We start from the raw sequence: 25304 nt of genomic DNA, 5'->3' as shown, positions 1-25304 counted from the left end.
AAAAGACGATTATATATCAGGAGGGAAAAATATGAATGAATATTTTGTACTGGAAAAAAAGAAGAATTTTTTTAAAGTGAGGTTTTTAAATAATATTACAGTTGAAAATAGCCAGAAAATAAAAGAAGCATTAAATAAAATGCTAATGCTTAAAAATGCTAAAATAATTGTAGATTTTTCAAATGTTTATTTTATAGATAGTAACGGTCTTGGAATAATAATTTCTTTAATACAAAAGGCAAGGACATATAACAATAAATTGATTTTTATAAATATTAATGCTTTAATAAAAGATATTTTAGATATTACCAAAGTTAATAGATTGATGAATATTCTCGATACGTATGAAGAGGCAAAGATTATGTTATAAATGTAATAAACAGGCACATTTTGCCTGTTTATTACAGAATTTTGATTATAACAATTTTTTTATTTTGTTCAATATATCTTCTATTAATTTCATTCTTTCTTCATTCATTTCTTTTTTTGCAATTTCGTATTCATTTTTCCAAAATTCGAATCCGCGTTTTATTAATGTTTGAGTGTTTCTGAGTTTTGAATTATCATCATCTGAAAATAATAAATTTTTTATGGATATTGGAAGTTCTATTATTACCCGGCTTTTAACATTTTTTATTTCTATTAGATCTTTTTTTACTGGAAATTTATTTTTAAAAAAAACGTTAGTAGAAAATAAACTTAATTTATTTTTATTTACTGGAATAGTATGAAATTTAGCCATTTCATTTAAACAGCTTTGACAGTATCCGATTTTTGTTTCAATACCATCATAATCGAATTTCTGTATTATTTCAGCATTATTTTTTTGACATAAATGGCATTTCATTAAATGTCATCTCCAGTAAGCATTTTATTATTATATTTATTCATAGCTTCAACGATTTTATTTTCTAATATTAGATCTATTGTGGGGATTATCTTATCTATTACTTTATTTATTTTATAATATTCATCATTTGAAAATTCACTTAAAACATAATCAGCAAGATCCATATATTTTGGTTTTGGACCAATTCCTACACGAATTCTTGGAAAATCTGTATTTTGTAAGGTAGATATTATAGATTTTAATCCGTTATGTCCTCCAGATGAGCCGTTAGGTCTAATTCTTATTTTTCCCAGTTCTAAAGCAACATCGTCATATATTACTATTATATCCTCTGGATTATCATAATATTCTTTTAATTCATATAAAACTTTCCCACTTAAGTTCATATATGTAAGTGGTTTTACCAGGATTATTTCATTGTTATAATATCCTTCAAAAGATCTTTTTTCTGTTTTTTTTAATTTATCTTTATTTATTTCATAATATCTATCTACAACCAAAAACCCCACGTTATGTTTTGTAAATACATAACGTGGGCCTGGATTACCTAATCCAATTATTATTTTCATATATTAAGCTTCTTCTCCATCTTCTTCTGTTTCTTCTGTTTCTTCAGTAGTTTCAGAAACTCTTCCAGCTACTGGAATTGATACAATAATTTCATCTTCATCCAATAAAACATCTATAGATTCAGCAATATTTAAATCTTTTACTGTTAAATGATCGTTAACATCTAAATCGGTTATATCAACAACAAATTTTTCGACAATATCCTTTGGTAAAATTTCAACAGGTAATTCGTGATGGTGAATATCTAACATACCGCCTCTGGATAATCCTTTTGCTTCTCCAACAAATTCTATTGGGATATTAAGATGCATTTTGTGTCCTTCTGAAGGCACATAGAAATCTGCATGAATAGGTTTATCCGTTACTTTATGTCTTTGAACAGTTTTTAAAAATGTTGTAACTTTGTATGTTTCGCCATTTTCCTTTTCAATATTCAATTGAATAGGTGTAGTTTCTTCAATTTTATCGAGCATTAATATTGTTTCAACTGAAGAAATTTTTAAATGAATGTTTCCTTCTAAACCAGGTCCATACACTACTGCAGGGATAAAACCCTCTTTTTTTACATGATTTGATTTTTCTCCTTCTTTTCTTTCAATAGCTTTTAGTTGGTATACTTTTGCCATTTGAATCCCTCCTATATGAATAAATTATTTTGTTTAATTACTTAAATAATATACTTACAGATAGATTATTTTTAATTCTGGCTACGGTTTCGCCGAGAAGTGACGCTACCGATAATACATGAAATTTACCAGGCAAATCATTATGATATATTGTATCTGTAACATATACTTTTTCAATTACTGAATTTTGTAACTTTTCTTTTGCATTTTTGGAAAGAACACCATGTGTTGCGCAAGCAATAACTTTTTTAGCACCCTTTTCTTTCAACATTTCGGCAGCTCCAACAAGAGAACCTCCCGTATCTATTATATCATCAAAAATGATAGCAGTTTTATCTTTAACGTCACCAATTATATTTACAATTTCTGCAACATTATCTTTTGGTCTTCTTTTATCAAGGATAGCAAGAGGTAAATTCATTTTTTCTGCAAACTTTCTCGCCCTTTTTACACCACCAACATCAGGCGATACAACAACTGATGAATCGGGTTCGAAATCTTCACATTCATTTTTAAAGTAATTTACGAATACAGGAAAGCCCATTAAATTATCCACAGGTATATCAAAAAACCCCTGAATTTGTTCAGCGTGTAAATCAATCGTGACTATTCTTGTTGCGCCAGCAACAGTTAAAAGATTTGCAACTAATTTAGCTGAAATAGGATCCCTTCCTCTCGCCTTTCTATCCTGTCTTGCATATCCGAAATATGGAATAACAACAGCGATTGAATTTGCAGAAGCCCTTTTTAGAGCATCAATCATAATTAATAATTCCATTAAATTTTCATTTACTGGAGCAGATGTTGATTGAATAACAAATGTATCCAATCCTCTAACAGTTTCACCAATCCTCAAATTAACTTCACCATCAGCAAATCTTTTTAATTCAATTTCACTTAATCTTATACCTAAATATTGAACAATTTTTTCAGCTAATGTAGTATTAGAATTCCCGGTAAAAATCTTAATTTCGTGGGCCATTGAAAAAGGCATTTTTTTACTCTCCTTTCTCCCTCTTTTTAAATACCCAGTTTTCTTTATTTATCTGTCGTGCTCTACCAAGAGCCAACGCACCTTCTGGGATGTTTTCAGTTATTGTAGAGCCAGCTCCTATTAGAGCATTATTCTCAATTTTTATTGGCGCAACTAAAGCCGTGTTGCTACCAACAAAAACGTTGTTTCCAATATATGTTTTATGTTTATTTTTCCCATCGTAATTGCATGTTATTGTTCCTGCTCCAATATTTGTATCTTCGCCAATAAATGCGTCACCTAAGTATGTTAAATGTTGTGCTTTAGTATTTTTACTTACGGTGGTTTTTTTAGTTTCTACAAAATTTCCAATCTTTACATTCTCTTTTAAGACTGTACCTGTTCTCAACCTTGAATATGGCCCAACAGAAACATTATTTTCAATTATGGCTTCCTCACATTCAGATCTGAAAATTTTTACAAAATTTCCAATTTTACAATTTTCAATTCGAGTCATTGGCCCTATTTCGCACTCTTCACCTATTTCGGTTTTTCCGTAAATAAATGTCATAGGATAAATTACAGTGTCCTGTCCGATTTTTACGTCAGGAGATATATATGTTGTGTCAGGGTCAATAATAGTAACTCCATCTAACATTAAATTAGTTAAAGTTCTTTTTTTCATTATTTTTTCAGCTTCAGCAAGTTGTATTCTGTTATTTATTCCAAGTGCTTCTGAAAAATCTTCTAAAATATATGTCTCAACATAATTTAAGTGTTTTGCTACATCAGTTAAATAATATTCGCCTTGATTATTATTTGGTTTAATTTTTGCTAAACCATCTATTAGTTTCTTGCCTTTATATATAACAAATCCAGAATTTATTTCTTTTATTTTCTTTTGTGTTTCATCAGTATCTGCTTCTTCGATAATATCTATAAAATTTCCTTTAATATCTTTTAATATTCTTCCATATCCTGTTGGATTATCTAAAATAGCCGTTAATATAGTTGCATCAGCATCAGTTGAATTATGTTTTTCAATGAGCTTATTTAATGTGTTAGCAGTTATTAAAGGTGTATCTCCGTATAATATTAATATGTTTTCATCGTTTATAAAATCCTTAGCAGACATTACAGCATGTCCGGTACCCAATTGCTCTTTTTGATAGTAAATTTCAACATCTTCTGGAAGTATATTTTGTATCATCTCACTTTTATGACCTAAAACCACTCCTATTTTTGTTGGATTGAGTTTTCCTGCTGTATCGATAACCCAGTTTACCAATTCTTTTCCCATTATTTTATGCATAACTTTTGGATATTTTGATTTCATCCTTTTTCCCAAACCAGCAGCTAAAATTAAAATCCTCATAGTACACCCCCAATTATACATCAATATATATTTTAACATTATTTTCATTAATTAAAATTAAGATATTATCACAATTTCTTCAAGGCTTGTGTAATAATATTTTCTAAAGAAAGATTATTAAGATCCAAATCTTTTAAGATAGTATAAATCTTATTTCTATCAAATCCTAAGGCTTCTAAGGCGTCTAAAGCATCATTAAATTTATTATTATCTGTTGAAATAAAAGATTCAAATTTATTTTTTAATTCATTGGCGATTCTTTCAGCAGTTTTTTTGCCAATTCCGGGTAATTTTGATAGTCCATTTATATCATTTGTGGAAATCATATTAGCTATATTTTCCGCATCAGCGTTTTGAATTATTTTTATAGCACTTTTTGCACCTAATTTAGAAACTTTTTTTAAAGATAAAAACATATTTCTTTCAAATTCATCATAAAATAAATAAAGAGATATATTCCATTCGTTTATATCTAAATATGTTTCGAATAAATATTCCTTATTTTTTTCGCAATTTTTTAATATTCTATATGTTGGAATGCTTTCAAAGTAAAAATTCCCCGATTGTATAATTATTTCAGATGTGTTTAATGTTTGTATTAACCCGGTAATTTTTCTAATCATCAAATTTCCTCCAGATTGAATATATATCCGCGTATTTTTCCAACTAAATACAAAGACCCAGTGACAAAATAATAATCATATGGTGAAGAAAGTAAATTGTTAAAGGCCTCAACAGGATCTTTAATAAAAACAACATTTTTATTAAATTTTTTAAATAATGCATATACATATTCTGGATTATTTGAACGCTTATTTGGAACTTGAGTAATGATAATATAATCGAATTCGTTTGCAATAATATTAACCATACCTTCAATGTCTTTATCGTCCAATATCCCTACTAAAGCTGCTCTTTTGAAATTTTTTATGTATGTTTTTATAGAATTTTTTAAAGCTAAAGCACCGGAAATATTATGTGCACCTTCTAAAATAACATTTTTATTTTTATATTCTAATAGTTCGAATCTACCTTCCCATAAAAAACCTTTTAGAGCTTTTTTAGTTTTATTAATATCCAGTTTTTTATCTTTTTTCTCAAAAAAACTTTCAACAGCCATTATAGCAGTTGAAATATTATAAGGCTGATATGTTCCGTTGGCTTTATAAATCAAATTATCAATTTTATTATATTTACTCTTATAATCTATGGAATTCCAGTTCAAAGAAAAAGCAGGATTTTTAAAAGTAAAATCCTTTTCAAATTCAAAAACATTATTAATTCCAACTTCATTAGCTCTTTGAAGGATTATTTTTTTTGCAGAATCCGTTATATTACCTAAAACTACGTTATTGTTATTTTTTATTATTCCCGCCTTTTCAAAAGCAATTTTTTCCAAGGTATTTCCCAATAAATTCATATGGTCATATTGAACGGTAGTTATAACAGAAACATCAGAAACTACAACATTTGTAGCGTCTAATCGGCCTCCTAAACCAACTTCTAATACGGCAACATCTACATTTTGGTTTGAAAAATATTTTAAAGCAAGCGCTGTGATTATTTCAAAAAAAGAAGGAGACATTTCATCTTTCATATTATCCATTTTTTCAATAGAGAAAATCATTTCATTTAATATTGTAATAAATTCACTATCTTTCATTGATTTTCCATTTATCTTTATTCTCTCAGAAATATGAGTTAAATGCGGTGATGTAAACAAACCAACTTTTAAACCATGTTCTTTTAAAATATTGTGTATAGCTTTAGATGTACTACCTTTACCATTTGTTCCTGTGACATGAATAACCGGGAAATCCCTTTGAGGATTTCCCAATAAATCACATAATTTGTTGATTCTATCCAATCCATATTTGATTCTTGTTCCACCACGTCTATCATATATATATTCAACAGCTTCTTTTAATGTTGAAATCATGCTATTTTAGCTCCTCTATTAATTTTTCTAATTTTTCTATTTGTGTTTTTACTGTTGAATACTTTTCTTTTACATCTTCTATTACATCCTCTGGAGCATTGGAAATAAATTTATTATTTTTTAATTTTTTATCATATTTTATAAATTCTTTTTCTAATTTTTCTTTTTTCTTATTTAATCTAATTTTTTCTGCATCTATATCAATCAATTCTCCCAATTTAACATATGCTTCTATAGTTTCATCAACATATGATGTAGCAGATTTTTCTGGTTTTTCATCAACAATATTTATTTTCGTCACAAAGGCTAATTCCTTTATTATTGATTCGTTATTTTTTATCCAGCTATTATCACCTAAAGTTTTATATGCAATTTCTATTTTTGTGATTTGAGGTATATTTATATCAGCTTTAACATTTCTTATGCCTCTAATAAAACTTTTTATTTTTTCAAACTCATTTTCTTCTTTTTCAAAATCATGTTCAGGATTAAATTCAGGCCACTTTGCCGTTATTAAATATTTTTCTTCATTAATTTTTGGTAAATTCTGCCATAATTCCTCTGTTAAGAAAGGCATGAATGGATGCAAAAGTCTTAAAGACGTATCTAATACTCTAATTAAAACATTTTGAGCAATTTGTTTATTTTCTGATTTCAATCTATTTTTTACAGCTTCTATGTACCAATCACAATACTCATTCCAGAAAAAGTCATATAAAGCTCTCGCAGCGATATTAAATTCATATTTTTTTAGAGAACTTGAGACTATTTTTATTGTTTTGTTTAATTTGGATAGCATCCATTTGTCCTCTAATTCCAGCATATCTGGAGTAAGTTCAATTTTTTCAAAATCATCCATATTTAATAAAACGAATCTTGTAGCATTCCAGATTTTATTTGCGAATTTTGAATATGACTCAAAGGATTTAGGATCAAGTTTAATGTCTCTCCCTTGAGCTGCTAAAATAGCTAATGTAAATCTCATAGGATCAGCACCAAAATTTTCTATAATTTCTAATGGATCAATGCCATTTCCAAGGGATTTTGACATCTTTTTTCCATGTTTGTCTCTGACTAATTGATGTATATATACATCAGAAAATGGTTTGTTTTTCATAAATTTTTCGCCCATAACTATCATTCTTGCTACCCAGAAAAAGATAATATCAAATCCTGTTACAAGTAAATCTGTAGGATAGTATTTTTTTAGGTCATCTGTATTTTCTGGCCAGCCAAGTGTAGAGAATGGCCATAATGCTGAACTAAACCATGTATCTAAAACATCTTCATCTTGTTTTATATTTGTAGAACCGCATTTTTGGCACTGTTGTATATTTTCTTCTGAGACATTTATATGACCACAGTCTTCACAATACCATACTGGAATTCTATGTCCCCACCATAACTGTCTTGAAATACACCAATCCCTGATTTCATTCATCCAATTCAAATATACCTTTTTCCATCTTGAAGGATAGAATTTAATATCAGATTTTTCAACAGCTTCAATAGCTTTTTCTGTTAAAGGTTTCATTTTAACAAACCACTGATCAAGTAAAAAAGGCTCTACCGCAGTATTACATCTATAACAATGACCAACTGAATGTTCTAATTCCTCTATTTTTATTAAATAACCTTCTTTTTCCAAGTCTTCAATAACAGCTTTTCTCGCTTCTTCTCTGTTTAATCCGGAATATTTTCCTCCATTTTCATTTATTTTTGCATATTCATCCATTATTTGAACAGATTCTAAATTATGCCTTTGTCCAAGAAGATAATCATTTGGGTCATGTGCAGGGGTTACTTTTAAAGCACCTGTGCCGAATGATGGATCAACGTATTTATCCGCTATAATAGGTATTTCTCTTCCAACTAATGGTAATATAGCGGTTTTACCAACGTAATCTTTGTATCTTTCATCTGATGGGTGAACAGCAATAGCGGTATCCCCTAACATTGTTTCTGGTCTAGTTGTTGCGATAATTATATAGTTATTCTCACCTTTTAAAGGATATTTTATATGATATAATGCGCCTTTTTCATCTTTGTGTTCAACTTCTTCATCAGATAATACAGTGCCACAGCTTGGACACCAGTTAACAATATATTTCCCTTTATATATTAATCCTTCATTATATAATTCAACAAAAACTTTTCTTACAGCTTTATTAAGCCCTTCATCTAATGTAAACCTTTCTCTTGACCAATCAACGGACGCACCTATGGCCATAATTTGTTTTTTTATATATTCCTTATATTCATTAGCCCATTTCCATACTTTTTCTATAAATTCTTCTCTTCCATATTCTTCTTTTCTTTTTCCCTCGCTTTTTATTAAGAACTTTTCAACAACATGTTGAGTCGCAATACCTGCATGATCTTCTCCAGGAAGCCATAAGGTATCTTTTCCCTGCATTCTGTTGAAACGGGTTATTATATCTTGCAAGGTTATATTAAGAGCATGTCCCATATGTATTTTTCCAGTTATATTTGGAGGAGGTATAACCATTGAAAATTTTCCATTTCCTTCTCCCTTTGCTTTGAATAAATCGTTATCAAGCCAGAATTTATACCATTTTGTTTCTATTTTATCTGGTGTATACCTTTTTCCAATATCCATATTTTTACCTCCTAATAACATTTGTCATTATTTTATCAAATGTTTATTATAAATCATATTTTCTTTAGAATTTTCAGGTAGTCTATTATAAATAAAAAATCAAAATCTAAAATCTATGTTTTAATACAATTATACTTTAATGATGTTAATAATTCAAGGGATTTATTTATACAATTATAGAAAAAATAAATAGGGGGTGAAATATATTAAAGACATACCTGCTAAATATATTATACTTATAATATCAGTTTCAATAATAGTATTATTTCTAATGTTGTCTTTTATCTATTTCTTTTATATAAAAGACATGTTTGAAATTCGTCTTACTGACGAAGAATACATAAATATAATAAAAAATAGTTCTTTTTATGGATATCCAGATAAAAAAATAGGACCATATTTTGATAATTTTTTTTCAAATACAAAATGGTATTGTATAAAAAATTTAAATAAGATTAATGTGGTATTTGAAGGTGATGCATATTATTTTGGGAAATATGTAAAATTTAAGATAATTTTTGATGTAAAGGAAACAATAAAAACTAAAACCATACAACCCATATTTTATACAGCAGATGATAAAAAAATCCTATATACTGATTTTCTTAATTTAATAAATATGATTTTTAGGTGAGGTGACAAAATGCTACTCAAATGCGATTTAAGAGGCTTAACAAATTTAAAGAAAATGGCAATAAAATATTTTAATGAAAAAAAAGATAAATTAGCTGACGAATATACACATTTAGTGGCATTTTCTATTTTTGATATAAACAACAAATTTCCAAGTTTGAATATATTTTTTGATAATGAAGGAAAATATTTTTTATCATTAATGCCGGAAAAACCTTCTAAATACATGAGTTCATTGTATCCGAAACTAATAGATGATGAAATCATAGATTTAAAAGAAATATATAATAATTTAGCAAAAAAATATAACAAAAAAATAAAAATATCTGCAAATATGTCAATTTACCAATCGCCAATTATAATTCCAAGTTTTTTTGTACAGGGCGATGAAATATTAATAAAGAAATATATATTGTCGGAAAAATTAAAAGGCTTAAAATATTTATCATTGTATAAATACATCGATGATAAAACACTGGAGAATATTTTAAAAACCTATAATGTATGGCAAAAAGATATATATTATTATTATACTTTAAATGAGGTTCATTTTGTATTTGGTATTCCAGATAAATTTAAAAATAAATCTTTAGTAATAGAGTTTGGAAAATTAGCGAAAGTATATATAAAAAATAAAAATCCATTATTTTTGGAATCATATAAAATTCCAGATATGAATATAAAGGAACCTGTTTTAATGGTGTTAAAAACAAAAATCTGGAATTTGAAAAAAATTAATTTAATTGATGTGAGAAATGAAATTATAAGCAAAATAGATAAATCTTATGACTATATTATAAAAATATTCAAGACTAAATAAAATATAATATTTGAGGCACCAACAGGTGCCTCAAATATTATATTATTTAGATAAAGCTTCTTTTGCGATATTAATATATTCTTTAAAAGCTTCGTAATCATTTACAGCTAATTCAGATAGCATCTTTCTATTAATAGTTACGCCAGCTAATTTTAAACCATGGATTAAATCATTATATTTTAATCCTTCGTTTCTTGCTGCTGCATTTATTCTTGTAATCCATAATCTTCTGAAATCTCTTTTCTTTTGTTTTCTACCAGCGTATGCATATTTTCCTGACCTGAAGAATTGTTGTTTAGCCAATACATATCTTCTGCTTAAAGCGCCTCTATAACCTTTAGCAGCTTTTAAATATTTTTTTCTTTTTTTCTTAGCATGAATAGCTCTCTTTACTCTCATTTAAGTCTCTCCTTTCGGCTATTTTTATTATTTCAATCCAAGTAATCTTTCAACTTTATCGTTTAAACCTGTTGGGATGTCTTTATACTGATGTAATCTTTTCATTCTCTTTTTTCCTCTTATTCTTGTATTATGTCCAACATTTGATCTTCTCATTCTGATTTTTCCTGAACCTGTTACCTTAAATCTTTTTGCTGATGAAGAATGTCTTTTAATTTTCATAAATAATCCTCCTTTGAATTATTTTTTTGTTTTTGGTGATAAAACCATATCCATATCTCTTCCAGCCATTTTTGGTGCTCGAGAGACATCTGCAATGTCTTCAACCTTTTTTATAACTTTTTCCAATATTTCTTTTCCTCTATCTGTAAACATAATATCTCTTCCTAAAAACATTACGACAACCCTGACTTTATTACCATCTTCGAGAAAGTTTCTAATTCTTCTCACTTTCGTATTAAAATCATGCTCATCAATTCTCAATCTAAATTTCATTTCTTTTAATATTTGTTTTTTCTGTTTTTTCTTCGCTTCTTTTGCCCTTTTTTCTTTTTCATATTTATACTTGCCAAAATCCATGATTTTAGCAACTGGTGGATTTGAATTTGGTGAAACTAAAACTAAATCGAGTCCTTCTTGATAAGCTAATTGTAAAGCTTTTTTTGTTTCCATTACTCCTAATTGTTCTCCCGAATTACTAATTACCATAACTTCCCTTACTTTAATTTCCTCGTTTCTCAAAGTTGTATCTTTTGATTTTTTAATACTTATCCCTCCTGTTCTTTTTCGCATACGCGAAAAGAAATAAAAATAAAAATTTTGATTATATAATAAAACAAAATATTTATCAAATAACTGATGAAAAAAGAAAACCAAACAGTTTGCTAAAGCAAACAGTTCGCATACGCGAAAAGAAATAAAAATAAAAATTTTGATTATATAATAAAACAAAATATTTATCAAATAACTGATGAAAAAAGAAAACCAAACAGTTTGCTAAAGCAAACAGTTCGCATACGCGAAAAGAAATAAAAATAAAAATTTTGATTATATAATAAAACAAAGTATTTATCAAATAACCGATGAAAAAAGAAAACCAAACAGTTTGCTTACATGAGAAATCAAATATATAAAAAATGGGTGGAGTAATCTCCACCCATGTATTTCCCGTGAATTTTAAACCCCTGCCGACTTATTTGTCCGAGGTGGGAAGCTACTGGGTGGCTTCCTCTTTAAAAATAAAAACAACAAATGGTGGGCCATGCGGGATTCGAACCCACGGCCTACTGATTAAGAGTCAGTCGCTCTACCAGCTGAGCTAATGGCCCACATTCTTAAAAATGGCACGCCCGGAGGGACTTGAACCCCCAGCCTGCGATTTTGGAGACCGCCGCTCTACCAATTGAGCTACAGGCGTGTGCCTAAAACTGTTTAAAATGGCTGGGAGGGGAGGACTCGAACCTCCATCGGCGGATCCAGAGTCCGCTGTCCTGCCATTAGACGACCTCCCAAGACAGATAGTATTATAACATTATTTTTTTAATTAGTCAACGTCTTTTTTTTTCAATATTGAAATAATTTCTCTAATTTTATATTATTTTTTAATGAACAGTAATATAATTTGAGCTTTTCCGAGAAGGAAATATTTTTTTTTCTCAGTTCATCTTCCCCGAGAAGTATGAAATCATCAAAACTACCAGTATAATTTATTTCGTGATTATGTATATGTAAAATATTTGGCTTAAAAGGTATTAATTCATCTATCCAGTGTGTTACTATTATAATTGTTTTTCCAAGTTTTTGAAGTTTTTTTATTATTTCCCAGATTTTTTTTCTTCCGCTATAATCCAATCCTACTGTAGGTTCGTCAAATATAATGTATTTTGGATCATAAGATAATATAGATGCAATAGCAACTTTCCTCATTTCTCCTCCAGATAGATTAAATGGATTTCTGTTTAAAAATGAACTGTTTAAACCGATTAAGTTCAATATATTATATAGATCATTTTTAGAGATATTTTTGTTAAAATTTTTTGGAGCATATAATAATTCCTCTATAACTGTGGGGAGAAAAAATTGATTTTCTGGATATTGAAAGACCATACCAACTTTTTCTCTAATTTTTTTAATATCTGAATCTCTTGTTGATAAACCATCGATCTTTACTTCTCCGTTTTTGGGAATTAATAAACCATTTAGTGTTTGTATTAATGTGGTTTTTCCAGAACCTGTTTTACCTAAAATTACCCACATTGAATTTTCTTTAATTTTCCAATTAATATTTTTTAAAGCAATAGATTCAAAAGGAGTTCCTTCAGCATATGTGTATGAAATATCATTTACTTCTATAGACATATATTTCGCTCCAAATCTTTTATAGATTTTCCTGTATATTTTTTTACAATATTTTCAAAAGGTATTTCAACATTGAATTTTTTACTTTCTGACCACTGATAAAATTTGTCTCTACTATCATAAAATACAACTTTTCCTTTGTCTAATGCTATAATTTTTTCTACAAATTGGAGATCTTTTGCATGATGTGAAGCTATAATAATAGTTTTGCCTATATTTATAAGATTTTTTATTACTTTATATATTTCATCACGTCCTTCAGGGTCTAACATAGTAGTTGGTTCATCCATTAAAATAAAATTTGGTTGCATAGCAATCATAGAAGCTATTGCAAGGCGCTGTTTTTGACCGCCAGAAAGTGTATTGGGGTCTTTTCTTTCTAATCCCAATAGGTCTGTTACACTTAAAGCCCAATTAATTCTTTTTTTTATTTCATTTCTTTCTAATCCCAGGTTTTCAAGTCCAAAAGCAATATCTTCTTCAACCGTTACACCAACAATTTGATTTTCAGGGTTTTGAAATATATAGCCAACATTCTTTTTCAAAAATAATAATGAACTTTCATCATGAAAATTTATTTTTTTATTATATAAAAGAATTTTGCCTTTATCAGGAGTTAAAATACCACATAAAATTCTTAACAATGTGGATTTTCCACTTCCATTGTCTCCAACTAATCCAATTGGTATTTTACTTTCTAATATGAGATTTAAATTATTAAAAATATTTTTATCTTTATAATTAAAAGTAATATTTTTTAATTCAATCATTGTGTTTTCACCGACTTGTATACTCTAATACCGCCCTTTTTTACAATTTCAATAACGTTTCCGAATATTTTTTTCATATAATCTTTAATCCTACTTCCGCCTTTATTATGAAAGGCAACTAATTGGAGTGTTCCAAAAATAACTAAATGTTTATACGAATCTTCTATTAATTTCATCCAGACTTTTTTACCTGCAACAATAGGTGGATTAGATATTATTTGTTCAAATAAAAAACCTTTCCATGGGTCGAATAAATATCCCTGTCTAATATCAGCAAAAATATTATTATTTTTTGCATTTATTTTTGAAAATTCCACGGCTCTTTTATTAATGTCACTCATATAAATTTCAATATCAGGGTGTTCTTTTTTTAATGTTATACCTATTACCCCGTATCCGCATCCAATATCTAAAATTTTTTTTCCTGTAATATCAACATTTTCCAATAATATTTTAGTAGCTTTATCTATTTCCTTTTTTCCATATACACCTGAAGGTGCTTTAAAAATATAAGTATGCCCATTTTTTAAAGTAAGGGTTAATTCTTTTATTGTCAATTCAGATTCTGGATTTTCAACATAATAATGTTGAAATTTTGAAATAGTTTTTTTTTCTTTTTTTTCAGTTTTATATTGTTCTTTGTATAAACTTATAACTTGTTCCGGAGATAAATCTTTTAAGTCTTCAGGCCCGAAAATTTTTTCATTTTTTTCTCTCATTTTAGTCCTCCTATTTAAGCAAATCATTTATGGTTAATAATATCCCAAAATTATAATTATTTTTAAATTGATACAAAGTTAAACCATTCGGAAAACTTATATAGTTTGTACCGAAGTTAAAAAAGATATTAATTTTGTTATTGTCAATTAAATACGAATAATCTATGCCTATTGTAAACAATACAGAATCTTCAAATGTTCCTGAAAAAGCAGGAAGATTTGTTACAACGGTTCCTGTTTTTATCCAGTTTAAGGCTTTAAGATTCAAAAAAATATTTAATTTTAAATTTTCTATTTCTGTAGAAAATCCTGTAGAAAATCCTGCATCACCAATATTAACAGTAGATGTAGCTTCTTTTATTGAATTTAAATCATTAAAAACATTCCAGAATCCAGAATAGATAGTAATATTACCAAAAGTTATACCTATATCAGAGGAAATATAATTGTTTAATTGTGGATTATTCAGGTTAAAATCAGCAACCAAATTGTACTTGATATAATCGTTATTATTTGAATAAGATAAACCAAATGTTGGGAACCCTGCTTTTATTTTTATTTTTTCAATTGGAAATTCTATGAATATTCCATTTGAATAGATTCCGATATTCAGGGAAAAAGTTAAAATTGAAATAATTATAAAAAAAGATAAAAAATAAAATTTTTTCATAAAAGCCCCCCTAAAAATAAAGATGGCCGGGCACCCCCGCGGCACACAGGAAGTACCGCTTATGGCTGCTCCCTTCCGGGCCTGACCAGGTTCGCGGGTTCCCGTTGCGCGGGACCCAGCCTATAGTAGGTCCCTAGAACCATATGATATTATAATAGAAAAATGTTACATAATCCATAAGTATTTATTAATTTCCCAATCAGTTACATTAATAGAGTATTCTTTCCATTCTTTTTCTTTTAATTCAACGTATTTTTCAAAAATATGCATTCCAAGCACATCTTTTATTAATTCATCCTGTTTTAGTTCCTCTATAGCTTCTTTTAAATTTGAAGGTAGATGGTCAATGCCAACTTTATCTCTTTCTTCAGCTGTCATATGGTAAATATTTGAAACTATTGCTGCAGGAGGTTCTATTTTTTTCTCTATACCTTCAAAACCTGCTGCTAATAAAGAAGCTAATAATAAATATGGATTTGCAGTAGGATCTGGACTTCTTACTTCAATTCTTGTACCCATCTCACGCGATGCAGGAACTCTTATCAGAGCGCTTCTGTTACTTGGAGACCAAGCTATATTTACCGGAGCCTCATATCCAGGGACCAGTCTTTTATAACTGTTTATAGTTGGATTAGCGATAGCTGTAATTGCTTTTATATGTTTTAAAATTCCACCAACAAAATATTTTAAAGTATCACTAAGTCCGAATTCTTTATTTTGGTCATAAAAAGCATTCATGCCGTTTTTAAATAAACTCAAGTGAGTATGCATTCCAGAACCATTTATACCAAAAAAAGGCTTTGGCATAAATGTTGCGTGTAATCCTTTTAATAAAGCTATAGTTTTTACAACAAGTTTAAATGTCTGGATATTATCAGCTGTTCTGAGAGCTTCATCATAAGTGAAATCTATTTCATGTTGTGATGGAGCAACTTCATGATGAGAAGCTTCAACGTTGATTCCCATCTCTTCTAAAGCCAGAACAATATCTTTTCTTGTTTCTTCACCCTGGTCTATAGGCAATAAATCGAAGTAACCACCTTCATCTAAAAATCGCAATATAGGTTTATTTGTTTTTTCATCCTTTGGAAGTAAAAAGAATTCTGGTTCTGGTCCAACATAAGCAGAAAATCCTTTTTCTTTCAATTTATTCAGGATAAGTTTTAATCTATATCTTGGATCTCCTTCAAAAGGTGTGCCGTTTGAATTATAAACATCACATATTAGTCGTGCAGATTTATATCCTTTATCTGTCCATGGATATATGGCAAAAGTATCTGGATCAGGTTTTAAATACATATCAGATTCTTCTATTCTAACAAATCCTTCTATTGAAGAGCCATCAAACATAGTTCCTTTTTTAAAAGAATGTTTAAGTTCATCCCAGGGGATTTCAACATTTTTTAGTAAACCATTAATATCTGTAATTTGTAATCTGATAAATTTTACCTTTTCTTTTTCTACAATTTTTAAAACATCTTCCCTCTCCACCAATAAACACCCCCTATAAAAATATGAAAAAATTATATCATATTTTGAGATTCTTTTCAATAAGTACTAATAAATTAGTTTAATTAAACCTAATTGGCTTTAAAAAAAGAAATAATATCAGTTAGTTTTTCAGAACTTTTTTGTAGCTTTTCAGATTGTTTTATTAATGTATTTATGACCTCTGTTTCGTTGTTTATTACTTTAGTAAAATCCAAAATTTCTTTTTTGGATACTTTTAAGAAAGAATTCACTTCGCTTTTGCTTTTATCGAATGATTTCAAAACATTATTTTGTTCTTCAATAATATTTTTTAGAATATCAAAAACTCTATCTAATTCTACCGTAAGATTATTTATTTCATTCATATCTTTTTCAAATTTATCCATTATTTTATCTAAAGAAGTAATATTGTTTTGTGAGGATTGAACTTCATTTAATAATATTTTCATATCATTGCCAATTAAACTAATCTGATTTGAAATATCTTCAGCAATATTATTTGTTTCAATAGATAAACTTCTTATTTCATCAGCAACAACTGCGAAACCTTTTCCAGCTTCACCTGCTCTTGCAGCCTCTATTGCAGCATTTAATGCTAATAAATTTGTTTGTCTGGAGATGTCAGTAATTTTTTCAACAAAGTCAAATATTTGTTCTACCTTTTTATTAAAGCTTTTAAAGCTATTAGAGAGATTTATAGTTAAATTATTTATTAATTGTGTGGTGCTTTTAGTTTTAAAAGTCATATCTTTTGTTATCGTATTAAATTCACTTAATTTGTTTATGGTTTTTTCTATAGTATTTGATTCATTTAATATATTGTTGCTATTTTCAAAAAGAATTTCCATGTTTTTATCAAGAGAACTCAGAAAAATTTCAAGGTCATTCATCAGTTTTTTAACGCTTGTAACGATATTTTCTATAGTATTTTTTGTATTCTCTAATTTTTCTGAGGAAGTGTCAATTTCTTTTGTAGCAGCATTTAGCCTCTTTACATTTTCATTTAAGTCCTTAAACATAGAAATCAAGAAACCAATAGTATCATGAATTTTTTTCATCATATGACCAATTTCGTCATTCTTTCTTTTTTGCAATTTTTCAATATCTTTTAAATTACCCTGAGATATATTATCAAGGTTTTTGGCCACGATATATAAATCCTTTGAAAACCTCTTTCCCATATAAATAGATATTATTATTGAAATTATAATAATTATTGCAATGATTAACAAAATAATATTTAGAATTTTTCTCATGTCTATGTTTAAATTTATAGAGATACGTTGTGTTTTGAATTCTGGCAAGGAAAAATTACTTTTTAGACTTATATTCAAATCAGTTTTTGTTTTTATTAATGGTTTTGATATCTGGACATACATTAAAGGAAAAATTTGTGAAGTTGTATAAAAACTCCTTGTATCTTTTTTTAGCAATTTTTCAGTAATAAATTTATTTATATTGGAAATATTGAATTTCAAATTAGATGTTGGAATATTGCCGAATAATGGTTGTCCGGATGATGAATATATAACGATATATGCATTTATTAAATTTCCTATTTCAACAATATCATTATATCCGAATTCTTTTAATCCAACCAATAATCCTGTTATTTTTTGTGTTGAAACAGGATCATATACAGGTGTTAAAATAAGAAAATAAGGTTTGTTTTCTATGAAAGTCACTTTGCTTAAACCATAAGATAAATTTTTTGAAATTATTTGAGATGAAATCATTTTAACCAAATTGATAATATTTAAATTTTTTAAATTATCTTTACCAGCCATATAACTTTCAGCTTTTTTCTGGATTTTATATGTTTCACCTTTTATTGAAATTTCAAAAGAATTTTTTCTTGTAACAATTTTTGGATTAACCAACCACAATTGAATACCATCAAATTTTTGTAAGTCTGCATAAGGTTGTAATAAACTATATCTATCAATAATAGAAATGGACTTTGAGGCTGATTTTGTTTTTAAGTCTGAACTTCTACTAATAGCATTTAAAAAATCTTCTAAATTCTTTATGTTTTCTTTTATTTTGTTTTCAAATATAGAAAATAAAGTTGATAAATTTTTATCATAATTTTCTATAAAAAAGTCTTCAAATTTTTTATTTACAGAATCATTTAATTTCTCTATTTGTCTTGAGATATCTATATTATATTCTTTTATCTGTTTTTCCAGGAGTTTATTATATTCATCAAATTGTTTTTTGTAATTATTTTGAATAACAGATATTTGTGAATTTACATTTTGTTTTATAATATTTTCCTGATTTTTTATAGAATAATTTACGAAAAAAGTAACAATTAATAAAGGAATGATGGATAAAGAAAGGATTATAATACCAATCTTAAAACCTATAGAATTAAATATTTTAATATTAGAATTTTTCACAGTATCCCTCCTAAGTTTGATATATTTAAAACAATTATATCAAAAAATCTTCACTAAATACAAGTATGACAAAACAATTTTCTTAATTAATTATATATAATTACTATTAATTATAATTAAATAAATATGATTATAGATAATAAATAACATGTCAAAAAAATAAAAATAAAAATATAAGAGTAATTTAAATTTTATGGTATAATGGTAATGAAAATCGGAATTGTTCCAGATAAAGGGGAGGAATAATATGAATGATAATGAATTTAAAAGAGAAGAGAAAATTGAATTAAATATTGAACATTCGAAAAATGCTGAAGTTGGAAAAAATCTTCAATTGAATAAAACTTCTTCTAGAATTTTTATAATAATTTTGCTGATTAATGTAATTCTTTTAAGTGGAATATTGTATACAATAATTGAACAATATAATTTTAAACAGCTGTTAGAAAATGATATAGAAAATATAAAAGAAAAAGTAAATGGACTAAGTGATTTAAACAAAAATCTCGAGAAATTGAATAATAATTTTCAAATCCTGGATATTATTAATTCCAATACACGCCAAATTCCAGAAATACTAATGGGATTAGAAGAAAATAATAAAATTTTAGAAACATTAAATATAAATGAAACATCTCGGGGACAAAAAAATAATATTAGCATTGATTTGAAAAATGAAATGAATAATTTAAAACAATATATAAAATCAGATATAAACAAAGTTTTAAATGAAAAAACAAATAGAATATTAAATGAAATTAATAAAATTGAAAAAAATATAAATGATAAATTAAGTGAAACAACCGAAAAAATAGACAGGTTTTCAATAAATTTTGATAATATTGAAAAAGTAATTGAAGATAAAAATATAAAAATTCTGGATAGAATCAATACAATTTCTCTAAATACAAAAGGGTTAGAAGATCTTATAAATGAAATTAATTCAAACATTAAAAAAATAAATTCAGGAAATAAAAATATTTACGATAAGGTTCAAGAAATAGATGAAAAAATAAAAGAGATTGAGGGAAATGAGGTTGTTACAAAAGAAATAGAAGAGATTAAAAATATGGTGATAATGATTGATAAAAAAATATCAGACTTAGAAAATGGTATTTCCAAAAAGCAGAAAGAATATTACAAAAAACTCGAATACCTAATGAATAAAAAAGATATTTTATCATTAATTGATAAATTAGATAATTATATAAATGGTAAAGAATTTAAATTGATAGAGATGATTAATATATATAATAATATAGTTTTGGGATATAGTGATTTTTCTAATGATAATGATGTGAAAAAGAGTTTTTTGAAAATTTCAAAAATGGTATATAGCAAGTATTTAACAATAATAACAGATGAAATTTCATATATGGAAAGATCGATGTATAGTGAAAATATAAAAAAAGATGTCAAATATTTATTGTATGTATTTGAAAGATTTCCGGAAAATACTGAATTTAAAGAGGAATATAATACAATTGAAAATTATTTAAAAAAATTAAAGGAGTTAGAAAATCAGAAAAAAATAGAATATAACAATAAAGCAACATATGAGATGAATGAGTATTTAGATCTATTTAAAAAGAAAATGGTTTCTCAAGAAGAAATAATAAAGTATTTTAAGAAAAAAATATTACCAATAAATGAAAATCTTTTAGAGGAAAATGTAAAAGAAAGATATTACAATATTATTGATAAAACAAAAGAGATATTAAAAGATAGATATATATGGTAAAAAAAATAAAGGGCATATGCCCTTTATTTTTTGGCGTGCCCGACTGGATTTGAACCAGCAACCTTTGGATCCGCAGTCCAATGCTCTATCCAATTGAGCTACGGGCACATAAAAATTGATAAAAAAAATGGCGGAGAGGGTGGGATTTGAACCCACGGAGGGTAATAACCCTCACTTGCTTAGCAGGCAAGCGCCTTCGGCCGCTCGGCCACCTCTCCGACGCAAAACAATTATAACATGAAGATCAATCTTTGTCAATAGAATTAAGGTAAATTTTTGGGTCGTATTCGTTTAATTTTTTTTCAACAATTTCTAATAATTTATTGAAGGATTCCGATATATCAACTTCTAAAGCATTTTTTTCATATCTTAATTTTAATTCGACTTTACCATCTTTCATTTTTTTACCGATTATGATTTTCAACGGAATGCCTATTAAATCAGCATCTTTAAATTTAAAACCTGGAGAAGCATCCCTATCATCGTACAAAACATCATATTTATCTTTTAATAAATTATAAATTTCTTCTGATTTTTTAACCAATTCTTTTTGTTTTATAGATACTGGTATAATTACAATTTCAAATGGAGCAATACTTCTTGGCCACATCATTCCGTAATCATCATGTAACTGTTCGACAATTGCACCTAAAGTTCTTGAAACTCCCCAGCCATAACATCCCATAATAAAAGGTTTTTGTTTTCCGTTTTCTGCTGTATAATATGCATTTAGCTTTTCAGAATATTTTGTACCCAATTTAAAAACCTGCCCCACTTCTATACCTTTTATTTCTTTTAACGGAGAATTACATTTTGGACATGGTTCGCCTTTTGAAACCACTCTAATATCAACGAAATCGTCAACTTTAAAATCTCTATTCAAATTTACATTCATATAATGAGTATCTTTTTCCATTCCACCGACAACAAAATTTTTTAAATTTTTAACGCTTAAATCAGCTATTATTTTAACATCTTTAATTCCAATAGGTCCTATAAAACCAGTTTCTACACCAAATGTGCTTTTTATTTCAGCAGGTTCTCCTAAAGTTAAAGTTTGGTCCCCGAAATATGCTTTAAGTTTTGAAACATTTAATTCAAAATCCCCTCTTATTAATGCTAAAATCCAACCGTCTCTTCCTTTAAAAAGCAGTGATTTTACAATTTTATTTTTCTCAACATTCAAAAAAGATGAAACATCATCTATTGATTTGACATCTGGTGTATCCATTTTTTTAATTTCTTTAATATTTTCATTTATTTCATCGAAAAGAATATTTGACTCTGCTTTTTCATCAGTTGCAGCATAACCGCAATCGCAATAATATATAGTACTTTCACCATATTCAGCTTTTATTTGAAACTCATGAGAATTACTTCCGCCGATGGCACCAGTATCAGCTTCTACTACTAAATAATCTACGCCCAATCTCTCTAATATTTTTTCATAGGCTTTATAAAAATCGTTGTATGCCTCGTCAAGTGATTTTTCTGAATCGTGAAATGAATAAGCGTCTTTCATTATAAATTCTCTTGCTCTTAAAACACCAAACCTTGGTCTTATTTCATCCCTGTATTTATTTGCGATTTGAAATAAAGAGACTGGCAATTGTTTATATGATCTTAATTCATTTTTTATAATAGTGGTAATCATCTCTTCATGTGTAGGGCCTAATGTGAAGTCTCTATTATGCCTATCCTTTAGTTTCATCATTTCAGGTCCATAATCATCCCATCTGCCACTTTCTTTCCAGATTTCAGCGGGTTGAATAATTGGCATTAATATTTCCTGTGAACCAATTTTTTCCATTTCTTCTCGTACGATATTTTCAATTTTCTTAAGAACCTTTGTACCTAAAGGTAAGTAAGTATAAACACCGGATGCGCTTTTTCTTATAAAACCGCCTCTTATTAATAATTCGTGACTTTTAATTTCAACATCATTAGGAACTTCTTTTAAAGTTGGTGCATAAAATTTAGACATTTTCATAACAATTCCTCCTGTATTTATATTTTTTTGTTTTATTTATTTTAACATATCATTTTAAATAAAACAACTTTAGAAAGTAAAAAAAATATGAAGGTCAAAAGATATAATATGCTGTCCAAAAAGTAAAGTCGCTCAAACCTTGATTGTTAATCCTCAAAAATAGCTCATTCTCGCCGGTCGTATCAGACTCACATCCATGTTCGGCTTCACTCAATTTTGCATCCGTGCAAAATTGACCGACTTCATTCGCTATTTTTTCGGACAATCTGCGAGTTTTCGCTTGCTTTACTAATTGAACACCCTAGATATAAAAATATGACTGAAATTTTAAAAACTTCTTAATTATACTAAAGTGAGTATATGGTATAATATAAAAAAATAAAAAATTATAGGAGGTTGAGAAAGTGAAAAAATTTTATGTAACTACTCCCATATATTATGTTAATGCAGAACCGCATATAGGATCAAGTTATACAACAATAGTTGGAGATATAATAGCAAGGTATAAAAGAATGAGAGGATTTGATGTATTTTATTTAACAGGTACAGATGAACATGGTCAGAAAATAATGCAAGCTGCTAAAGCTAAAAATATAGAGCCACAGGAATTATGTGATGAATTAGCAGGGAAATTTAAAACACTGTGGGAAAAATTGGATATTACAAATGATTATTTTGTAAGAACTACAGATGAGCAGCATATGAAAACAGTTCAATATATAGTAAAAAAGATGATGGAAAATGGAGATATATACAAAGGCAAGTATGAAGGTTGGTATTGTGTGCCATGTGAAACTTATTGGACAAAGGATGAAATTGAAGAAAAGAATGGAAAGAAAATATGTCCCTCTTGTGGCAGAGAGGTGAATTGGGTAGAAGAAGAAAATTATTTTTTCAAACTTTCAAAATATAATGAACCTTTAAAAAAACATTTTGAAGAAAATCCTGATTTTGTGGAACCAGAATTCAGAAAAAATGAAATGTTGAAAATATTGGAAAGTGGATTAAAAGATTTAAGTATAACCAGGACAACTTTTAATTGGGGAGTTCAAATGCCTGATGATCCAAAACATGTAATTTATGTTTGGGTTGATGCTTTGATAAATTATGTCAGTGCTCTTGGATATCCGGAAAATAAGGAAATGTTTGAGAAATATTGGCCAGCAGACTTGCATTTAATAGGGAAAGAAATAAATAGATTTCATTCGTTAATATGGCCAGCAATGCTGATGTCAGCAGGTTTACCATTGCCTAAAAAGATTTTTGCTCATGGATGGTTAACTGTAAATGGAGAAAAAATATCAAAATCCCTTGGTAATGCAATTGATCCAAGAGTTTTAGTTAAGTCGTATGGAAATGATGTTATAAGATATTATTTAATGAGAGACATAGTTTTTGGGAAAGATGGCGATTTTTCAGAAGATAATTTAATAACAAGATATAATTCAGATTTAGTGAATGATTTAAGTAATTTAGTTCATAGAACTTTATCCATGGTTAATAAATATTTTGATGGAATTATACCACAGCTAAAAGAAAAAAAAGATGTAGATAATCAATTATTTAAATTAATAAACGAAACAGTGAAAAAGTACGAAGAAAATATGGATAAATATTTATTCACACATGCGTTGGATAATTTGTGGGAATTAGTAAGATTTACAAATAAATATATAGATTTAACAGAACCATGGTTATTGGGAAAAGATGAATCAAAAAAAGATAGATTATCAACTGTTATGTATAATTTAATGGATTCAATTAGAATTATAGCATTACTAATATCGCCAATTATGCCGGATACATCTATAAAAATATTAAAAAAATTAGCTATTGAAAATCCAGAAGAATATTTAAAAAGTGAAAATATCAAAATTGGTTTATTAGTACCAGATAGAAAAATAGAAATAGGTAATCCTATTTTCAAAAGAATAGATGTTAAGAACTGGAAAAAGGTAATAGTTATGAAAAAGGAGGAAAAAGACATGGAAGAGAAAAAGATTGAAGAAAAATTCGAAAATGTTTTGATTGATATAGAATATTTTAAGAATGTAGATTTAAGAGTTGCTGAAATAATTGAGGCAGAAAAAGTAAAAAAATCCAGAAAGTTGATAAAATTACAATTAAATTTAGGCGAATTGGGAAAAAGACAGATAGTTGCAGGGATTGCTAATTATTATGAACCAGAGAATTTAATTGGTAAAAAAATTATAATAGTAGCAAATTTAAAACCTGCAAAATTAATGGGAATAGAATCAAATGGAATGCTACTTGCAGCAAAAATAAATGACAAATTAGTATTATTAACAACAGATGGTGAGATTGAACCAGGAGCTAAAATTTCGTAATTTAGGAGGT

23 protein-coding genes, 5 tRNA genes and 1 other RNA gene are annotated in these 25304 nt (G+C 27.6%); 5 read left to right on the top strand and 24 right to left on the bottom strand.

The window, feature by feature from the left end; translation table 11 throughout:
* The first annotated feature begins 31 nt into the window (after positions 1–31).
* Positions 32–370, top strand: a complete 339-nt coding sequence (locus tag XO12_RS03655; RefSeq protein ID WP_047266905.1) for an STAS domain-containing protein — start codon at positions 32–34, stop codon at positions 368–370.
* 45 nt (positions 371–415) lie between these two features.
* Here XO12_RS03655 and XO12_RS03650 read toward each other — a convergent pair whose 3' ends face one another.
* The 8 genes from XO12_RS03650 to XO12_RS03615 all read right to left on the bottom strand — a co-directional run bounded on the left by XO12_RS03650 (position 416) and on the right by XO12_RS03615 (position 8953).
* The gene (locus XO12_RS03650; protein WP_175419682.1) at positions 416–847 is read right to left on the bottom strand and encodes a hypothetical protein; all 432 of its coding nucleotides are present in this window, start codon (positions 845–847) and stop codon (positions 416–418) included.
* On the bottom strand, positions 847–1419 hold the full coding sequence (gene pth / locus XO12_RS03645; protein WP_047266907.1) for an aminoacyl-tRNA hydrolase: 573 nt from the start codon (positions 1417–1419) through the stop codon (positions 847–849). The genes XO12_RS03650 and pth overlap by 1 nt, the downstream gene beginning before the upstream one ends.
* Before the next feature lie 3 nt (positions 1420–1422).
* A complete protein-coding gene (locus tag XO12_RS03640) occupies positions 1423–2046 on the bottom strand; it encodes a 50S ribosomal protein L25 (protein ID WP_047266908.1) in 624 nt (207 codons plus the stop codon).
* Positions 2047–2083: 37 nt separating this feature from the next.
* On the bottom strand, positions 2084–3040 hold the full coding sequence (locus XO12_RS03635; protein WP_047266909.1) for a ribose-phosphate pyrophosphokinase: 957 nt from the start codon (positions 3038–3040) through the stop codon (positions 2084–2086).
* 4 nt (positions 3041–3044) lie between these two features.
* A complete protein-coding gene (glmU, locus tag XO12_RS03630) occupies positions 3045–4394 on the bottom strand; it encodes a bifunctional UDP-N-acetylglucosamine diphosphorylase/glucosamine-1-phosphate N-acetyltransferase GlmU (RefSeq protein WP_047266910.1) in 1350 nt (449 codons plus the stop codon).
* A gap of 68 nt (positions 4395–4462) precedes the next feature.
* The gene (ruvA, locus tag XO12_RS03625) at positions 4463–5017 is read right to left on the bottom strand and encodes a Holliday junction branch migration protein RuvA (protein ID WP_047266911.1); all 555 of its coding nucleotides are present in this window, start codon (positions 5015–5017) and stop codon (positions 4463–4465) included.
* Positions 5017–6333 carry a folylpolyglutamate synthase/dihydrofolate synthase family protein gene (locus XO12_RS03620; RefSeq protein ID WP_175419681.1) on the bottom strand — a complete coding sequence of 439 codons (1317 nt, stop codon included), beginning with the start codon at positions 6331–6333 and terminating at the stop codon, positions 5017–5019. The genes ruvA and XO12_RS03620 overlap by 1 nt, the downstream gene beginning before the upstream one ends.
* A gap of 1 nt (position 6334) precedes the next feature.
* Positions 6335–8953 carry a valine--tRNA ligase gene (locus XO12_RS03615; RefSeq protein ID WP_175419680.1) on the bottom strand — a complete coding sequence of 873 codons (2619 nt, stop codon included), beginning with the start codon at positions 8951–8953 and terminating at the stop codon, positions 6335–6337.
* Between the two features lie 196 nt (positions 8954–9149).
* Here XO12_RS03615 and XO12_RS03610 point away from each other — a divergent pair, with 196 nt between their 5' ends.
* Both XO12_RS03610 and XO12_RS03605 read left to right on the top strand, forming a co-directional pair.
* Entirely contained in the window at positions 9150–9587 is a 438-nt protein-coding gene (locus tag XO12_RS03610) for a hypothetical protein (protein WP_047266913.1), read from the top strand.
* A gap of 9 nt (positions 9588–9596) precedes the next feature.
* Entirely contained in the window at positions 9597–10406 is an 810-nt protein-coding gene (locus XO12_RS03605) for a DUF4895 domain-containing protein (protein WP_047266914.1), read from the top strand.
* A 42-nt stretch (positions 10407–10448) separates the two neighbouring features.
* Here the strand turns inward: XO12_RS03605 and rplT are convergent, their stop codons facing one another.
* From rplT to XO12_RS11595, 13 genes are all read right to left on the bottom strand, one after another.
* Entirely contained in the window at positions 10449–10805 is a 357-nt protein-coding gene (gene rplT / locus XO12_RS03600; protein ID WP_047266915.1) for a 50S ribosomal protein L20, read from the bottom strand.
* Between the two features lie 27 nt (positions 10806–10832).
* Positions 10833–11027: a 50S ribosomal protein L35 gene (locus XO12_RS03595; RefSeq protein ID WP_047266916.1), complete on the bottom strand. Its 195-nt coding sequence runs from the start codon at positions 11025–11027 to the stop codon at positions 10833–10835.
* Positions 11028–11045: 18 nt separating this feature from the next.
* The gene (gene infC, locus XO12_RS03590; protein ID WP_052913320.1) at positions 11046–11597 is read right to left on the bottom strand and encodes a translation initiation factor IF-3; all 552 of its coding nucleotides are present in this window, start codon (positions 11595–11597) and stop codon (positions 11046–11048) included.
* A 460-nt stretch (positions 11598–12057) separates the two neighbouring features.
* Positions 12058–12133: transfer RNA gene (locus XO12_RS03585), tRNA-Lys, on the bottom strand.
* A gap of 13 nt (positions 12134–12146) precedes the next feature.
* Positions 12147–12222 (bottom strand) — tRNA-Trp (locus tag XO12_RS03580).
* A 20-nt stretch (positions 12223–12242) separates the two neighbouring features.
* Positions 12243–12316: transfer RNA gene (locus XO12_RS03575), tRNA-Gln, on the bottom strand.
* A 52-nt stretch (positions 12317–12368) separates the two neighbouring features.
* The gene (locus XO12_RS03570) at positions 12369–13163 is read right to left on the bottom strand and encodes an energy-coupling factor ABC transporter ATP-binding protein (protein WP_175419679.1); all 795 of its coding nucleotides are present in this window, start codon (positions 13161–13163) and stop codon (positions 12369–12371) included.
* Entirely contained in the window at positions 13154–13933 is a 780-nt protein-coding gene (locus XO12_RS03565) for an energy-coupling factor ABC transporter ATP-binding protein (RefSeq protein WP_047266919.1), read from the bottom strand. The genes XO12_RS03570 and XO12_RS03565 overlap by 10 nt, the downstream gene beginning before the upstream one ends.
* Complete coding sequence (locus XO12_RS03560; protein ID WP_084822744.1) at positions 13930–14652, bottom strand: class I SAM-dependent methyltransferase; 723 nt, start codon at positions 14650–14652, stop codon at positions 13930–13932. Before XO12_RS03560 ends, XO12_RS03565 begins: the two co-directional genes overlap by 4 nt.
* A gap of 10 nt (positions 14653–14662) precedes the next feature.
* Complete coding sequence (locus XO12_RS03555; protein WP_047266920.1) at positions 14663–15322, bottom strand: hypothetical protein; 660 nt, start codon at positions 15320–15322, stop codon at positions 14663–14665.
* Between the two features lie 21 nt (positions 15323–15343).
* Positions 15344–15443, bottom strand: an RNA gene (gene ffs / locus XO12_RS03550) — signal recognition particle sRNA small type.
* A 44-nt stretch (positions 15444–15487) separates the two neighbouring features.
* Complete coding sequence (gene glnA, locus XO12_RS03545; RefSeq protein WP_047266921.1) at positions 15488–16813, bottom strand: type I glutamate--ammonia ligase; 1326 nt, start codon at positions 16811–16813, stop codon at positions 15488–15490.
* Positions 16814–16902: 89 nt separating this feature from the next.
* Complete coding sequence (locus XO12_RS11595; protein ID WP_047266922.1) at positions 16903–19215, bottom strand: methyl-accepting chemotaxis protein; 2313 nt, start codon at positions 19213–19215, stop codon at positions 16903–16905.
* A 247-nt stretch (positions 19216–19462) separates the two neighbouring features.
* Here XO12_RS11595 and XO12_RS03535 point away from each other — a divergent pair, with 247 nt between their 5' ends.
* Positions 19463–20956 carry a hypothetical protein gene (locus tag XO12_RS03535; protein ID WP_047266923.1) on the top strand — a complete coding sequence of 498 codons (1494 nt, stop codon included), beginning with the start codon at positions 19463–19465 and terminating at the stop codon, positions 20954–20956.
* 31 nt (positions 20957–20987) lie between these two features.
* Here XO12_RS03535 and XO12_RS03530 read toward each other — a convergent pair.
* The 3 genes from XO12_RS03530 to XO12_RS03520 all read right to left on the bottom strand — a co-directional run bounded on the left by XO12_RS03530 (position 20988) and on the right by XO12_RS03520 (position 22946).
* Positions 20988–21064: transfer RNA gene (locus XO12_RS03530), tRNA-Arg, on the bottom strand.
* A 20-nt stretch (positions 21065–21084) separates the two neighbouring features.
* Positions 21085–21174: transfer RNA gene (locus tag XO12_RS03525), tRNA-Ser, on the bottom strand.
* Between the two features lie 26 nt (positions 21175–21200).
* Positions 21201–22946 carry a proline--tRNA ligase gene (locus XO12_RS03520; protein ID WP_047266924.1) on the bottom strand — a complete coding sequence of 582 codons (1746 nt, stop codon included), beginning with the start codon at positions 22944–22946 and terminating at the stop codon, positions 21201–21203.
* A 404-nt stretch (positions 22947–23350) separates the two neighbouring features.
* On the opposite strand from XO12_RS03520, the gene metG reads away from it, so the two are divergent.
* Positions 23351–25294, top strand: coding sequence for a methionine--tRNA ligase (gene metG / locus XO12_RS03515; RefSeq protein WP_047266925.1), 1944 nt, complete (start codon positions 23351–23353; stop codon positions 25292–25294).
* Positions 25295–25304 lie beyond the last annotated feature (10 nt).

Origin of the sequence: Marinitoga sp. 1154 (genome assembly GCF_013363285.1) — a bacterium.
Classification (GTDB): domain Bacteria; phylum Thermotogota; class Thermotogae; order Petrotogales; family Petrotogaceae; genus Marinitoga.
This window is presented reverse-complemented; position numbering and strand designations above follow the sequence as displayed.